The 13,203-nt window shown below is 69.0% G+C and carries 13 protein-coding genes; 7 read left to right on the top strand and 6 right to left on the bottom strand.

Features of this window, described 5'->3' with window-relative positions; all coding sequences use genetic code 11:
• Positions 1-56: 56 nt before the first annotated feature.
• From P3H15_RS33935 to P3H15_RS33925, 3 genes are read right to left on the bottom strand one after another with little or no spacing between them, the layout of a single operon-like run.
• Positions 57-461, bottom strand: coding sequence for a RidA family protein (locus tag P3H15_RS33935; protein WP_206009588.1), 405 nt, complete (start codon positions 459-461; stop codon positions 57-59).
• A 45-nt stretch (positions 462-506) separates the two neighbouring features.
• Positions 507-1,256: an IclR family transcriptional regulator gene (locus tag P3H15_RS33930; RefSeq protein ID WP_276141248.1), complete on the bottom strand. Its 750-nt coding sequence runs from the start codon at positions 1,254-1,256 to the stop codon at positions 507-509.
• Between the two features lie 3 nt (positions 1,257-1,259).
• On the bottom strand, positions 1,260-2,264 hold the full coding sequence (locus tag P3H15_RS33925) for a sugar kinase (RefSeq protein WP_276141247.1): 1,005 nt from the start codon (positions 2,262-2,264) through the stop codon (positions 1,260-1,262).
• A gap of 220 nt (positions 2,265-2,484) precedes the next feature.
• Between P3H15_RS33925 and P3H15_RS33920 the strand changes: the two genes are divergently transcribed.
• The 4 genes from P3H15_RS33920 to P3H15_RS33905 are packed head-to-tail and all read left to right on the top strand — an operon-like array spanning position 2,485 to position 7,496.
• The gene (locus P3H15_RS33920) at positions 2,485-3,807 is read left to right on the top strand and encodes an amino acid deaminase (protein WP_276141246.1); all 1,323 of its coding nucleotides are present in this window, start codon (positions 2,485-2,487) and stop codon (positions 3,805-3,807) included.
• 22 nt (positions 3,808-3,829) lie between these two features.
• Positions 3,830-5,449 carry an amidohydrolase family protein gene (locus tag P3H15_RS33915; RefSeq protein ID WP_276141245.1) on the top strand — a complete coding sequence of 540 codons (1,620 nt, stop codon included), beginning with the start codon at positions 3,830-3,832 and terminating at the stop codon, positions 5,447-5,449.
• A complete protein-coding gene (locus tag P3H15_RS33910; protein WP_276141244.1) occupies positions 5,446-6,075 on the top strand; it encodes a bifunctional 4-hydroxy-2-oxoglutarate aldolase/2-dehydro-3-deoxy-phosphogluconate aldolase in 630 nt (209 codons plus the stop codon). Before P3H15_RS33915 ends, P3H15_RS33910 begins: the two co-directional genes overlap by 4 nt.
• Before the next feature lie 29 nt (positions 6,076-6,104).
• The gene (locus P3H15_RS33905; RefSeq protein WP_276141243.1) at positions 6,105-7,496 is read left to right on the top strand and encodes a GntP family permease; all 1,392 of its coding nucleotides are present in this window, start codon (positions 6,105-6,107) and stop codon (positions 7,494-7,496) included.
• Here P3H15_RS33905 and P3H15_RS33900 read toward each other — a convergent pair.
• The gene (locus tag P3H15_RS33900) at positions 7,493-8,344 is read right to left on the bottom strand and encodes a spermidine synthase (protein WP_276141242.1); all 852 of its coding nucleotides are present in this window, start codon (positions 8,342-8,344) and stop codon (positions 7,493-7,495) included. The two genes, P3H15_RS33905 and P3H15_RS33900, sit on opposite strands and share 4 nt — an antisense overlap.
• Positions 8,345-8,464: 120 nt before the next feature.
• On the opposite strand from P3H15_RS33900, the gene P3H15_RS33895 reads away from it, so the two are divergent.
• Positions 8,465-8,791, top strand: a complete 327-nt coding sequence (locus P3H15_RS33895; protein ID WP_276141241.1) for a hypothetical protein — start codon at positions 8,465-8,467, stop codon at positions 8,789-8,791.
• A 97-nt stretch (positions 8,792-8,888) separates the two neighbouring features.
• On the opposite strand, the gene P3H15_RS33890 is transcribed toward P3H15_RS33895, so the two are convergent.
• Positions 8,889-9,965, bottom strand: a complete 1,077-nt coding sequence (locus P3H15_RS33890; protein WP_276141240.1) for a sorbosone dehydrogenase family protein — start codon at positions 9,963-9,965, stop codon at positions 8,889-8,891.
• A 116-nt stretch (positions 9,966-10,081) separates the two neighbouring features.
• Between P3H15_RS33890 and P3H15_RS33885 the strand changes: the two genes are divergently transcribed.
• The gene (locus P3H15_RS33885) at positions 10,082-11,482 is read left to right on the top strand and encodes a DUF2252 domain-containing protein (protein WP_276141239.1); all 1,401 of its coding nucleotides are present in this window, start codon (positions 10,082-10,084) and stop codon (positions 11,480-11,482) included.
• A gap of 42 nt (positions 11,483-11,524) precedes the next feature.
• Entirely contained in the window at positions 11,525-12,304 is a 780-nt protein-coding gene (locus P3H15_RS33880; RefSeq protein ID WP_276141238.1) for an IclR family transcriptional regulator C-terminal domain-containing protein, read from the top strand.
• Between the two features lie 5 nt (positions 12,305-12,309).
• Here P3H15_RS33880 and P3H15_RS33875 read toward each other — a convergent pair whose 3' ends face one another.
• On the bottom strand, positions 12,310-13,188 hold the full coding sequence (locus P3H15_RS33875; protein WP_276141237.1) for a shikimate dehydrogenase: 879 nt from the start codon (positions 13,186-13,188) through the stop codon (positions 12,310-12,312).
• Between the last annotated feature and the right edge of the window lie 15 nt (positions 13,189-13,203).

Here is a 13,203-nt window from a genome sequence, read left to right as displayed (position 1 = left end):
ACAGTTCTCCCTGGCAGACCGCAGGGATTCGGCCGAAAGCCGGCCGTAACTTGGGCCTAGCCGGTCACGGCCAGCGCGTCGATCTCGACGAGCATGACCTCGTGCGGGAGGTCGACGAAAACCGTGGTGCGGCACGGCAGCTGACCGCTCGGGACGTTCTCCGCGATGAACTCGCCGTACACGTCGTTCATCGCCGCGAAGTCGTCCCGGGTGGTGAGGTAGACACGGAACATCAGTACGTCCTCCACGCTCGCACCGCCGGCCTCGAGGATCGCCTTGACGTTCTCGAGGGTGCGACGGGTCTGCTCGCGCACGTCGCCTTCGGCGATGTACTTGTTCGTGACCGGGTCCATCGGGCCCTGCCCCGATACCTGGAGCAGGTTGCCCTTCTTGATGCCCTGGCTGAACGTGTGCGCGGGGGCGGGGGCGCCTTCGGTGCGGATGACGGTGGTGTCGGACATATCGATACTCCTGTGTGTCGTTACTTTTCGGGGGGACGGGGACAGTCAGGGCTGGGCGCGGTATCCGCAGTCGCGGGAGATCCGCGCCCCCACGGCCTGGAGGGGTTCGAGCAGGTCGAGGACGCGTTCGTAGCTGAGGACGACGTCGGGCACCGAGACCGAGACGGCGGCGACGACGCGACCGGACGCGCCCCGAATGGGCACTCCGATGCAATTGACGGACGGCTCGTTCTCCTCCTGATCGTGCGCCCAGCCCTGCTCTCGGACCATACGGATCTCGTCGAGGTAGCGTTCGGGCGTCGTGATCGTGTTGGCGGTGCGGGAGGAGAAGTCCATCGAGTCGACGACGGTCCGCAGTTCCGAATCCGGCAGGTCGGCAAGGATCACCTTCGCGACGGCAGTCGAATTGAGATTGGCGCGCAGCCCGATTCGCGAGTACATCCGAATCTGATCGTGTGATTCGAGTTTGTCGATGTACACCACGTCGCCGCCCTCCATCGCCGCAAGGTGCGTGGTGCGCCCGTATTCGCGGTTGAATGCGACGAGGTGCGGTGACGCGATGCGCCGCACCTCCCGCTGATCGGTGGCCTGTGCGGCGAGTTCGAAGATGCGGGAACCGAGGTGGTACTGGTTGCTGTTGTCGCGGAACGTGAACCGCTCGTCGGACAGCGTCCGCAGCAGCCGCAGCACGGTGGTCTTGTGGACTCCGGTCGATGCGGCCAGCTGGTCGAGGTTGGCGGGGCCGTTGCCGAGTTGCACCAGCAGGTGCAGGGCGCGGGAGACACTCTGACTCATCGTTCACTCCACTTTCACGAGGGCGAAGCCGTCGGCGGTGACGCTCGTTGCCGCCCAGTCCGATTCGGAACAGTGCAGCAGCGCGTCGAGCAGTGCGGCGGGCGGCGGGGGCGCCGAGTCGGCGGCGACCGTCAGGGTGGCGGCGGCACCGATGTGCCCGCGGCGCAGGCAGCGCGCCTGATCCTCGCCGCGCACCACACCGCTGAGATATCCGGCGGCGAAGGCATCGCCCGCGCCGACGGGTTCGACGACGTCCACGCGGAGTGCGGGAACGGCGATGCTGCGACCGCTCCGGTCGACGGCCAGGGCCCGGTGCGCGCCGTCCTTGACGACGACGGTGGCGGGCGCGGGCAGGATCAGCCGCAACTCGTGCGGATCCGCGGTGCCCAGCACGCGCAGGGCCTCGTCGGCGCCGACGAGCACCAGATCGGCGAGATTCGCCAGTTCCACGACCATCCGCGGGTCGCCGTCCGGCCACAGTTGCTCACGCCAGTTGACGTCGAAGCTGACCACACCGGAGATCCCCGGCCTGTCGCGGAGCAGTCGCCGCATCAGGGCGAGGCACGAATCGGACAGGGCCGGTGTGATTCCGCTGCAGTGGACGACGGCGGCGCGGCCGAACAGTTCCGCGACCGCCGGCCGGTCGAGGAATCCGGGGTCCATCGCCGACGCCGCCGAACCTGCTCGGGAGTACAGGCTGTCGGTCCGTGGCTCGCCGTGCTCGTCGAGGGCGGTGGTCTTCGAATAGTGACCGGTGGGCCGCTCGGGGTCGATCTCGATCGCACGGTCGTCGACACCGCGCGCCCGCAATTCGGTGCGGATGAGTGCGCCGAACTCGTCGTCGCCGAGCCGTCCGACCCACGCGGCCGGGACACCGAGCGCGGCGAGACCCGCGGCGACGTTCGCCTCCGCGCCTGCGAGGTGGAGTGTCGAGTCCGGGGCCACCAGCACCATCGCCTCACCGAGGCACGCGACACCGGACTCGGGGGTGGGGGTCGATTCCTGCACTTGTTACCTCTGCGACTGCTCGGACCGGCACGGGGTTGGGTTTCGAGAGCCCTCGCCGCGGTGATGCATGCCGCATCGGACCGTTGACGATGACCCAGGCCAATGCTAGACATAGGAGACGCAAAAACGCAATCAGCGTTGCATCTAGCGCAACGTAGCACTTCACGGCCCTTCTTCTGATATCGGCCAGCCCCACAGAACCCGAACGACAGGATCGACGATGACGATCAGCGGAACGGATGCACTCGATTCCGGCGCCTTGGCGGAGCTCGACGAGCTGCGCCTGTCCGACGTGGACAAAGCCCTCCCCTCCGCGGCGAACGGCCATACCAAGGCCGAGTTCCTCGCCACCCGGCCGAGGCTGTCCGCCTTCAGCACCCCGGTGATGGTGCTCGACGAGACGGCCATCGCCGGCAATCTCGACACCATGGCGGCGTGGTGCCGGGCGCACGGAGTCGACCTCGCTCCGCACGGGAAGACGACCATGTCACCGGTGCTGTGGGACCGGCAGATCCGCGGCGGCGCGTGGGGGATCACGCTGGCGAACTTCGGTCAGCTGCGGGTGGCGGTGCGATTCGGCGCGCGCCGGGTGCAGATCGCGAACTCGCTCGTCGACCCGACCGCCCTGCGATGGCTGGCCGAGCAGATGGAGGCCGATCCGGAACTCGAAGTCCTGATGTGGGCCGACTCCCCGCAGACGGTCGACGCGATGACCGCGGCACTGGCCGGCGTCACCGTGGTCCGGCCGCTGCCCGTGCTCGTCGAACTCGGTGGAGCGGGAGGCCGCACCGGCGCCCGGTCGGTGGCCGAGGCGGTGGCGGTCGCCGAACGTATCGGGGAAAGCCCGGCACTGCGGTTGGCCGGCGTCTCCGGGTACGAGGGGGCGCTCGCCCACGACGCGTCCGAGGAGTCCCTCGCCCGGGTCCGGGCGTACCTCCGGTCGATGGCCGAGCTGCATCGCCGGCTCCAGGCTGAGGGGCGCTACCCCGAGGGTCACGACGTCTACGTGACCGCCGGCGGCAGTGCCTATTTCGACGTGGTCGCCGAGGTGCTCGCCGAACTCGCAGGCGGCAGAACCAAAGTGGTGGTCCGCGCCGGCGCGTACATCATCCACGACGACGGCTTCTACACCGGGATCACCCCGTTCGCCCGCGCCCGAGACGAGCAGGAGCGCCGCCTCACGTCCGCGATGCACACGTGGGCCCGGGTCGTGTCCCGCCCCGAGCCGGGCCTCGCCCTGCTCGACGCAGGCAAACGCGACGTCCCGTTCGACGAGGGACTCCCCACCGCGCAGGCCGTCGCCGGCGCGCTCGGGGCGACGCCGCAGCCCCTCGTCGGCGCCGAAGTGACCGCCGTCAACGACCAGCACGCGTTCCTCCGGCTCGATCCCGCACGGCCCGAACACGATCTGCGCGTCGGCGATGTCGTCCGCCTCGGCCTCTCCCACCCGTGCACCGCCTTCGACAAGTGGCGGTGGATACCCGTCGTCGGTGACGACTCCGACGATCCCGTCGTCGTCGACCTGATCCGCACCTTCTTCTGATCCCCCGCCGAGGACTCACATCATGACCACTCTGATCCGTTCCGCCACCGTCGTCGACGGGTCGGAGGCGCCGAGATACCGCGCCGACGTGCTCGTCGACGGAGACCGGATCGCCGACATCCGGCCCGAGGCAGATCACTCCGCGACCGCACGCCCTCGCGCGGATCGTGTGATCGACGCCGACGGCCTGGTACTCGCGCCCGGATTCATCGACATGCACGCCCACTCGGACCTGCAGATCCTGCTGAATCCCGAGCACCCGTCGCGGATCACGCAGGGTGTCACCACCGAGGTACTCGGCCAGGACGGACTGTCCTACGCACCGGTCACCGACGACGTACTCGCCGTGGTCCGGCGCAAGATCGCCGGATGGAACACCGATCCCGAGGGCTTCGACTTCTCCTGGCGGAGCGTGGGCGACTACCTCGACAGGCTCGATCGCGGGATCGCCACCAACGTCGCGTATCTCGTTCCGCACGGGGTCGTCCGGGCGCTGGTGGTGGGCTGGGACGATCGTCCGGCGACGCGGTCGGAGATCGAGGAGATGCAGCGGATCGTGGCGCAGTCCATGGCGGAGGGCGCCGTCGGGTTGTCCGCGGGGCTGACCTACACGCCGGGAATGTACGCGGACAACGAGGAGTTGCTGGCACTGTGCCGGACCGTCGCCGAATACGGCGGCTACTTCTCCCCGCACCACCGGTCGTACGGCGCCGGCGCCATGGAGGCCTACGCGGAAATGGTCGATCTGACGTCGCGGGCCGGGTGCGCACTGCATCTCGCCCATGCCACGCTGAACTTCGGGCCCAACAAGGGCCGCGCCCCGGAACTGCTGGCCCTGCTCGACGCGGCCGAGTCCGCCGGCGCGGACATCAGCCTCGACACCTACCCGTACCTTCCCGGCGCCACCACGCTGTCGGCGATCCTGCCCAGTTGGGCGTCGGCGGGCAGCATGGAGCAGACCCTCGATCGGCTCCGGGATCCGGTTGCGCTCGAACGCATCCGGGAGCATCTCGAGGTCACCGGATCCGACGGCTGCCACGGCGTGATCGCCGAGTGGCACACCCTCGAGATCAGCGGCGTGCAGAATCCCGAACTCGACGGCTACGTCGGGAAGACGGTCGCCGACATCGCCGCCGAGGAGAACCGCGACCCGTTCGACGTGTGCATCGACATCCTGGTCCGCGACCAACTCGGCAGCGGCATCCTGCAACACGTCGGGCACGAGGAGAACGTGCGCGCGATCATGCAGCACCCCCGGCACACCGGCGGCAGCGACGGACTGCTGGTCGGCGCGAAACCGCACCCCCGCGGCTGGGGAACGTTCGCACGGTACCTCGGGCACTACTGCCGCGACCTCGGCCTGATGTCCCTCGAGGAGTGCGTCGGTCACCTCAGCGGCCGCGCCGCGACCCGGTTGCGGCTCGTCGACCGCGGATTCGTCCGCCGCGGCTACGCCGCCGACCTCGTGCTGTTCGATCCGGACACGGTCGGCGACACCGCGACCTATGCCCGGCCGCGTCAGGCTGCGGCCGGTTTCTCTCACGTATTCGTCCGCGGCCGCCTCGCCCTCGAGGACGGCCGCCTCACCGGCGCGACCGCCGGAAAATCGTTGCGCCGCGAAGAAGGAGGAGCAGTCCGATGACCGAGATCGACATCCTGCGTGCCGACCGGGTACTGACGGTGGTGCGCGCGGAGACCATTCCCGACGCCACCGACCTGTGCCACGCGCTTGCCGAGGGCGGAATCCGGACGGTCGAGTTGACGTTCACCACCCCCGACGTGCTCCATCACCTCGGCCGCGCCGCCGACGCCGCCGCCGCGGCGGGCAGCATCCTCGGCGTCGGCACCGTGATGACGGGTGATCAGGCCGCGGCCGCGATCGACGCCGGCGCCCGGTTCCTCGTCACCCCCGGCATCCGCCCGGACGTCGCGAAAGTCGCCACGGGACGGTCGATTCCCGTCTTCCTCGGCGCGTTCACCCCCACCGAGGTGGCGATGGCCGTCGACCTCGGATCCGCCGCGGTCAAGATCTTCCCCGCCAAACGACTCGGCCCCGGCTACCTCTCCGACCTGCACGGCCCGTATCCCGGCGTGGAACTCCTGCCGTCGGGCGGGATCAACGATTCCAACGCCCGCGAGTTCCTCGACGCCGGCGCACTCGCCGTGTGCGCGGGCACCAGCGTCGTCCCACCGTCCAGTGTCGCGGCAGGCAACTGGACCGACATCACCGACCGCGCCCGCGCGTTCGTCACCGCGCTCTCGGCCTGAGCACCCTTCCCCTTCTCCCTGGAGACGCAATGACGTCGTTCGTCGACTGGCTGCAGCACGACACAGCCGGACTCCTCACTCTCGCAGCGATATCCATCGCCGTGCTGCTGGTCCTCATCATCAAACTCAAGCTCGAGCCGTTCATCGCGCTGATCGTCGTCGGCGTCGGCGTCGCTCTCATCGCGGGAGTGCCGGTGGTCGAACTGGTCGGCACCCCGACGTCGGCGGCCGATTCCATTCTGGAGAAGGGCTTCGGCGGGATCCTCGGGCACATCACCCCGATCATCGGCCTCGGCACCGTCCTCGGCGCGATGATGGAACGCTCGGGTGGCGCCGACGTGCTGACGGAACGACTACTGAAGTTGTTCGGGCCCAAGGGCGCACCGCTGGCGATGGGTGTCACCGGTCTCGTGCTCGGCATCCCCGTCTTCTTCGACATCGGCATCTTCATCCTCGCCCCGCTCGTGTACGTGGCGGCCAAGCGCGGCGGCAAGTCGCTGGTGCTGTACGCGATGCCGATGCTCGCCGGCCTGTCCATGACCCACGCGTTCCTGCCCCCGCACCCGGGCCCCGTCGCCGCGGCCGGTCTGCTGCACGTCGACATGGGCTGGATCATCATCATGGGTCTCGCGTGCGGCATCCCCGCGTGGTTCGTCAGTGGCGTCGTCTGGGGTAGCTGGATCGGCAAGCGCGTGATCATCGAGGTGCCGGACGAGTTCATCCCGGAGGAGAAGGAAGCCGACAAGAACCCGCCTCCGCTCTGGCTGATCTCGTTCATCATCCTGGTGCCGATGGTGCTGATCCTCGGTGCGACGGTCGGCAACGTGGTCCTCGAGGAAGGCTCGACGCTGCTGTCGGTGCTCATCTTCCTCGGCACTCCCACGATCGCGTTGACCATCGCCGTGCTGCTGGCGCTCTACCTGCTCGGAACCCGGCGCGGAATCACGGCGCAGGAGATCGGCGCGATGTCCGCGGCGGCGCTGAAGCCGGTCGGCATGATCCTGCTGGTCGTCGGTGCCGGTGCGTTCTTCGGCGCGGTCCTGCGGGCCACCGGAGTCGGCCAGGCCCTCGCCGACTCGATGGACGCACTCGGACTCCCGGTCATCTTGTCCGCGTACCTGATCAGCTGCGCCCTCCGCATCGCCCAGGGTTCGGCGACCGTCGCCATCGTCACCACCGCAGGCGTCATCGAACCGTCGATCGCAGCCGGAAACTACTCGTCCCCGCAGATCGCCCTGATCGTCATCGCCGTGTCGGCGGGGTCCATCATCGCCAGCCACGTCAACGACGGCGGATTCTGGATCGTGTCACGGTATTTCAACATGTCGGTGAAAGACACCCTGAAGACGTGGACGGTGCTCGAGACCATCCTGTCGATCGTCGGCTTCGCGATGGCCTCGCTGATCTGGGTGCTCGTCTAGCTGCCGGAATCCGCGTCGCGCAGCACCCGGGCGGCTCCGGCGAACGTCCGCACCTGCCCGTCGTCCCACACATGGGCGGGCACACCGCCGCCCAGCAGTGTGCGGACGAGGGCGGGGTCGTCGCCGATCGGCACGTCGCTGCCCGCGATCACGATGTTGCCGTAGCGGCGTCCCTTCAGCATCGCGGGATCGGCGATCACCGTCGTGTGCGGGAACACGCTGCCGATGGTCGCCGCCTCCCGCCGCGCGAGGACGAGGTCGCGGGTGTCGCCGCAGTTCACCACGTAGATGCCGCCGGGTGCCAGCACCCGGCGCACGTGCCCGGTGAACTCCGTCGTCGTCAACGGTGCCGGAGTCGTGTTGCCGGCGAACACGTCGCGAACGATCAGGTCGCGGCTCGACTCGGTCAACGTCTCGGTGACCGCCCGCGCCTCCCCCACCCGCAGTCGCAGCAGTGGGGCCCGCGGCAGGTCGAACCAGTCACGGACCAGTTCGGCGAGCTTGCCGTCGAGTTCGACCACCACCTGCCGGGCGTCCGGATACCGGGCGGCGAGATGTCGGGCGAGCGAGCAGGCGCCGCCCCCGAGGTGCAGGGCACGCACCCGCCGATCCGTGCCCCAGTGCGAGGCGACCAGTTCGGCGATCCACCGCATGTACTCGAAATCGAGGTGGGTGGGGTCCGACAGGTCGATGTGGGAACTCTCGACGCCGTTCACCTTCAGCACCCAGCCGTGCGGGTTGAGGCGGTCCACGGCGAGTTCGCACGTCCCCGTGTCGATCGGGTACACGCCGGGCACGGGACCCCCACCGGATGTCCCGGCAGCCCAACCACCGCGCTGCCTGCCCATCGTCCGTCTTCCCTACTGCTCGCGCCGCCCGCTCGCGTCTGCTGCGAGAATCGTCCTCCCACGATACCGGTCCGCCACACGGGTGCCCTACCGTGGAGATGCGCACGAGAAGGGAAGACGATGGAACCTCAGGAAGTCGACTTCGCGCACACCGAGGGCGCGGCGAAGCGGCGACGCGAGAAGGCGATGGGACTCGCGCGGTACGTGTGGGATCGCGGGATCAGCGGTCAGGAACTGCTCGACCTGACCGACAGCACGCTGCGCAAACTCGCCCGCGCGGCCGGGTCCAACCCGCCGAGCACCATGGAAACCTGGCTCACCGTCGTCGAACTGCTCGATCAGAAGACGGCGTGGGCGCAGCGTCACCCCGACCATCCCGCCGCCACCCCGGCACACCGCGACGAGAAGATCATGTGGGTCACGCCGCCGGTCCAGCCCTGGACGTGAACCGCTAGCTCCCTCCCTCGTCCCTCCCCTCCCCCTCCCGGACGAACGGGACGCTCGTTCGATCCAACGCAACGAGCGTCCCGTTCGTCGCGCCTCATCACGGGATCTCCAGTATTCGATCGTCGGACGCGCCCGGATCGCCGCGACCGTCGCGGTTGCTGGTGCTGAACCAGACGGTGCCGTCCGGTGTCGCGACGACGGTCCGCAGCCGCCCGTATTCGCCCACGAACAGCGACTGCGGTTCACCGACCGCACCGTCTGCGCCCACCGGGATCCGCCACAGCCGTTCGCCGCGCAGCGCCGCGACCCACAGCGCGCCGTCGTGGAACGCGAGACCGGACGGGGACGCCTCGCCGGTGGACCACTGGATCACCGGGTCGACGAAGCCCGCCTCCCCTGCCCGTCCCTCGACCTCGGGCCATCCGTAATTGGCGCCGGGTTCGATCAGGTTCAGCTCGTCCCAGGTGTTCGCGCCGAACTCGGTGGCCCACAGCCTGCCTGCGTCGTCCCACGCCAGGCCCTGCACGTTGCGGTGCCCGAGTGACCACACGGGTGATCCGGGAGTCGGATTGTCGGCCGGGATCGATCCGTCGGGGTCGATGCGCAGGATCTTCCCGCCGAGCGAGGACGGGTCCTGGGCGCGCGGCCGGTCGCCGGCTTCACCGGTGGCGACGTACAGTTTGCCGTCCGGGCCGAACGCGATCCGGCCGCCGTCGTGGATCGATCCGGCGGGGATGCCGGTGAGGATCGGGGCCGGCTCGCCGAGGCCGTTGCCGTCGAAGCGCAGGGAGACCACCCGGTTGTCGTCGCCGGTGGTCAGGTACGCGTAGATCGTCCGATCCGTCGCGTAGTTCGGCGAGACGGCCAGGCCCAGCAGTCCCGATTCGCCCTGCGCCGACACACCGGGCACCTCGCCGATCACGGTGGCGCTCCCGTCCGCCTGCAGGTGGCGGATGGCGCCGCTGTCCCGTTCCGCGATCAGCGCCGTCCCGTCCGGCAGAAACGCTATCCCCCACGGCACGTCGAGATCGGACGCGACCACGGTCGGCTCCCCCGCGGCCGGCGCGGCGGCCACGCTGGTCGGCGACACCTGCGCCGAACTCCCCTCGGACTGGCAGGCCGCGCACGCGACGACCACCAGCGCCGCGGTGGCCGCGAAAAGTCGCTGTCCCATGGATGTCCTCCCGTCGCGCGACCGCACCCTGTCCATACTCCCCCAGGTGAGTGGCAAAGTGTCCCTGGGCACGCAATGCCACTCACGTGGGGCTGCGGGTGCTTAGACTCGACGTCATGGCCACGCCTTCCCGAGCCGGTAGGACCACGGTGATCGATGCCCGACGTTCGGCCGGTAAGGCCGCACGCGAAACACTCTCCCGCAAAGCGCAGGGTGCATTCGCCCTTCCCGAGCGCGACCCGGTGGCGGTGATCGAAGAGCAGAACACCACCCGGCTGCAGACCCTCGTGCCGATCCGGGTCGGGCGGATGCTCGAATCACCGTTCGCGCTGTACCGCGGGTCGGCCGCGATGATGGCACACGATCTCGCCGACTCACCGGTCACCGGTTGCCAGGTCATCGCCTCGGGCGACGCGCACCTCGCCAACTTCGGGCTGTTCGCCTCACCGGAACGCCGGATGCTGTTCGACCTCAACGACTTCGACGAGGCCTACCCGGCGCCGTGGGAGTGGGATGTGCGCCGCCTCGCCGCGAGCGTGTGGATCCACGGACGCGCCAACTCGTACACCGAGGCGCAGTGCGCCGACGCCACGGGTGCAGCCGTCCGCTCGTACCGCAACACCTTGCGTGCACTGTTTCAGCTGACCGCCACGGAGCGGTACTACTTCCAGGAGGAGACGGACGTCCTCGAACACGACCCGCGCGCGCAGAAGCAGCGGATCCGCGCGATCGCCGAGAAGGCACGCAAACGGACGTCCGAACAGGTCCTGCGGAAGCTGACCACCATGGAGGAGGACGGCAAGCCCCACATCGTCGACCAGTTCCCCGTCATCCGACATTCGACGAAGTACGACCTGGGCCGCATCACCGAGTTGTACCGCCTGTATCTCGACACCCTGCGCGCGGACATTCGACTGTTGCTGACGCAGTACGAGGTGGTCGATTACGCGATGCGCATCGTGGGTGTGGGCAGCGTCGGAACCCGCTGCTGGCTGATGCTGCTGCAGGGGCCGGCCGGCGAGCCGCTCTTCCTGCAGGCCAAGGAAGCACCGCGGTCGGTTCTGGAGACGCACGGGAAGGTCACGACCGCACCGGACTCGATCATTCGTGCGGTCGCGAAGAACGGTCAGGGTTCCCGGGTCGTCGGCGCGCAGCGCATCCTCCAGGCGCAGTCGGACCCGTTTCTGGGGTGGGTGCGCGGCGTCGAGGGCGACGACGGACTTCGGCGCGACTTCTACCTGCGGCAGTTCCGCGACATGAAGGGGTCCGTCGACCTGCAGACCCTGGAACCGGCGCAGTCCATGAAATATGCAGCACTGTGCGGCACGATGCTCGCCCGTGCGCACAGCCAGAGCCCCGGATCAGCCTTCGTCGCGGGATATCTCGGCAACGGGGAAACGTTCGACCTGGCGATCACCGCCTGGGCCCGACTGTATGCGGACCAGTCCGAGAAGGATCACGACGCGCTGCGGGCGGCGGTGAAGTCGGGGCGGCTTCCCGCGGAGACCGGTCTCTAGACCGGTACCATGACGGCGTGTGCGAAACAGGTGGCTGCTGAGGTGGCCGAGCAGCCGGCATCGGGTGAACGGTACTTCCTCGAGTCCCTGGACCGCGGACTGAGCGTCCTCGAATGCTTCGACGAGCAGCACCGGGAGCGCACACTGAGCGAGGTGGCGCAGAGCGTCGGGATCACCCGGTCCACGGCCCGCCGCATTCTGCTCACCTTGGTGGACAAGGGTTTCCTGCGTCTCGACGGCCGCAACTTCTCGCTCACGCCCCGGGTGCTGCGGTTCGGTTTCTCGTATCTCGCCGCGCTGCGACTGCCGCAGGTCGCCGATCCGCACATCGAGGCTCTCGCGAAGGAACTGGGCGAGACCATCTCCGTCACCATCCTCGACGGCCCCGACGTGGTGTACGTGGCGCGGGTCCGCTCGCCCCGGATCATCCGCATCTCCATCACGGTGGGCATGCGGTTCCCCGCGTACGCGACGTCGACGGGGCGGGTGCTGCTGGCGGGACTGTCGGCCGACGCTCTCGACGACTATCTGAAGACCACCACGTTCCAGTCGTTCACCCCGCAGACGATCTCGGACGTCGGCCAACTGCGCACCGCGGTCGAGCAGGTCGCCAGGGACGGCTGGTCGATGTCGGAGAACGAACTCGAGATCGGCATCCGCGGCGCGGCCGTTCCCATCCGCGATCGGACGGGCGCCGTGGTCGCCGCCCTCAACTCCTCGCTGCAGGGCACCCAGTACACGCGCTCCGACGTCGAGGCGACGGTGGTGCCGAAACTCGTCGCGACGGCGGAGCGGATCGGGTCCGACCTGTCGCTGGGCTGACCGCTCTAGGCGGCGCGCCGGGACTGCCGGTCGACGAGCGCCAGCACGTGCGCGTACATGCGCTCGAAATCCGGTGTGACACCGGTGAACAGCTGGAACGCGTCGGCGGCCTGGAAGACGTTCATACCTGCGCCGCCGAGGGTGGGCGCACCGAGCGCGCGGGCCGCCCGGATCAGGGGTGTCTCGATCGGCCGGTAGATCACGTCGGCGACCCACAGGTCGGGGCGTAGCAGTTCCACGGGCACGGGGGTGCCGGGGAATCCGACCATGCCGATGGGTGTGGCGTTGATCAGACCGGACGCGTCCGCGAGCGGCCCGGCGATCTCCGAGGCCGCGACCGCGTCGACGACGCTGCCGGGAAACAATTTTCGCATCGTGTCACGGCAGTGTTCGGCACGATCGGGGTCGACGTCCGTCACGGTGAGGTGCCCGGCGCCCCGGGTGAGCGCCGAGTAGGCGACGGCGACCCCGGCGCCGCCCGCCCCGATCTGCACCACCCGGTCGAGGCTCGCACCCGGCAGTTCGCGGCCAAGGCTGCTGCCGAACCCGGTCCAGTCCGTGTTGTGCCCGACAGCCCTGCCCGCGGTGAACACCACGGTGTTGACGGCCTCGAGTCGCGCGGCGTCCGGCGACAATTCGTCGAGGTACGCCATCACCTGCTGCTTGTACGGGTGGGTGATGTTGAGCCCGTCGAACCCCCACTGCCGTGCCAGGTCGATGATGCCCTCGACGGTGGCGGCCGCCCCGTGCAGACGCTCGAGGTCGAGGAGGCGGTACACGTAGTTCATACCCTGCGCGCGCCCTTCGGCCTCGTGCAGTGCGGGCGAGAACGAACCGTCGATCCCGTCTCCGATGAGTCCGCAGAGCACCGACTGTGCAGCCATGACCGTCGCCTCCTC

Source organism: Rhodococcus sp. T2V (genome assembly GCF_029269925.1).
GTDB classification, from domain to species: domain Bacteria; phylum Actinomycetota; class Actinomycetes; order Mycobacteriales; family Mycobacteriaceae; genus Rhodococcus_F; species Rhodococcus_F koreensis.
The sequence above is the reverse complement of the archived record's forward strand: the minus strand, read 5'-3'. Positions and strand labels throughout refer to the sequence as shown.

Bases quoted from the DNA above. Each gene is read 5' to 3' on its own strand.
- P3H15_RS33885 (WP_276141239.1), top strand. From the start codon at position 10,082: ATGGCCACGCCTTCCCGAGCCGGTAGGACCACGGTGATCGATGCCCGA.
- P3H15_RS33930 (WP_276141248.1), bottom strand. From the start codon at position 1,256: ATGAGTCAGAGTGTCTCCCGCGCCCTGCACCTGCTGGTGCAACTCGGC.
- P3H15_RS33905 (WP_276141243.1), top strand. From the start codon at position 6,105: ATGACGTCGTTCGTCGACTGGCTGCAGCACGACACAGCCGGACTCCTC.
- P3H15_RS33890 (WP_276141240.1), bottom strand. From the start codon at position 9,965: ATGGGACAGCGACTTTTCGCGGCCACCGCGGCGCTGGTGGTCGTCGCG.
- P3H15_RS33935 (WP_206009588.1), bottom strand. From the start codon at position 461: ATGTCCGACACCACCGTCATCCGCACCGAAGGCGCCCCCGCCCCCGCG.
- P3H15_RS33920 (WP_276141246.1), top strand. From the start codon at position 2,485: ATGACGATCAGCGGAACGGATGCACTCGATTCCGGCGCCTTGGCGGAG.
- P3H15_RS33915 (WP_276141245.1), top strand. From the start codon at position 3,830: ATGACCACTCTGATCCGTTCCGCCACCGTCGTCGACGGGTCGGAGGCG.
- P3H15_RS33895 (WP_276141241.1), top strand. From the start codon at position 8,465: ATGGAACCTCAGGAAGTCGACTTCGCGCACACCGAGGGCGCGGCGAAG.
- P3H15_RS33910 (WP_276141244.1), top strand. From the start codon at position 5,446: ATGACCGAGATCGACATCCTGCGTGCCGACCGGGTACTGACGGTGGTG.
- P3H15_RS33875 (WP_276141237.1), bottom strand. From the start codon at position 13,188: ATGGCTGCACAGTCGGTGCTCTGCGGACTCATCGGAGACGGGATCGAC.
- P3H15_RS33900 (WP_276141242.1), bottom strand. From the start codon at position 8,344: ATGGGCAGGCAGCGCGGTGGTTGGGCTGCCGGGACATCCGGTGGGGGT.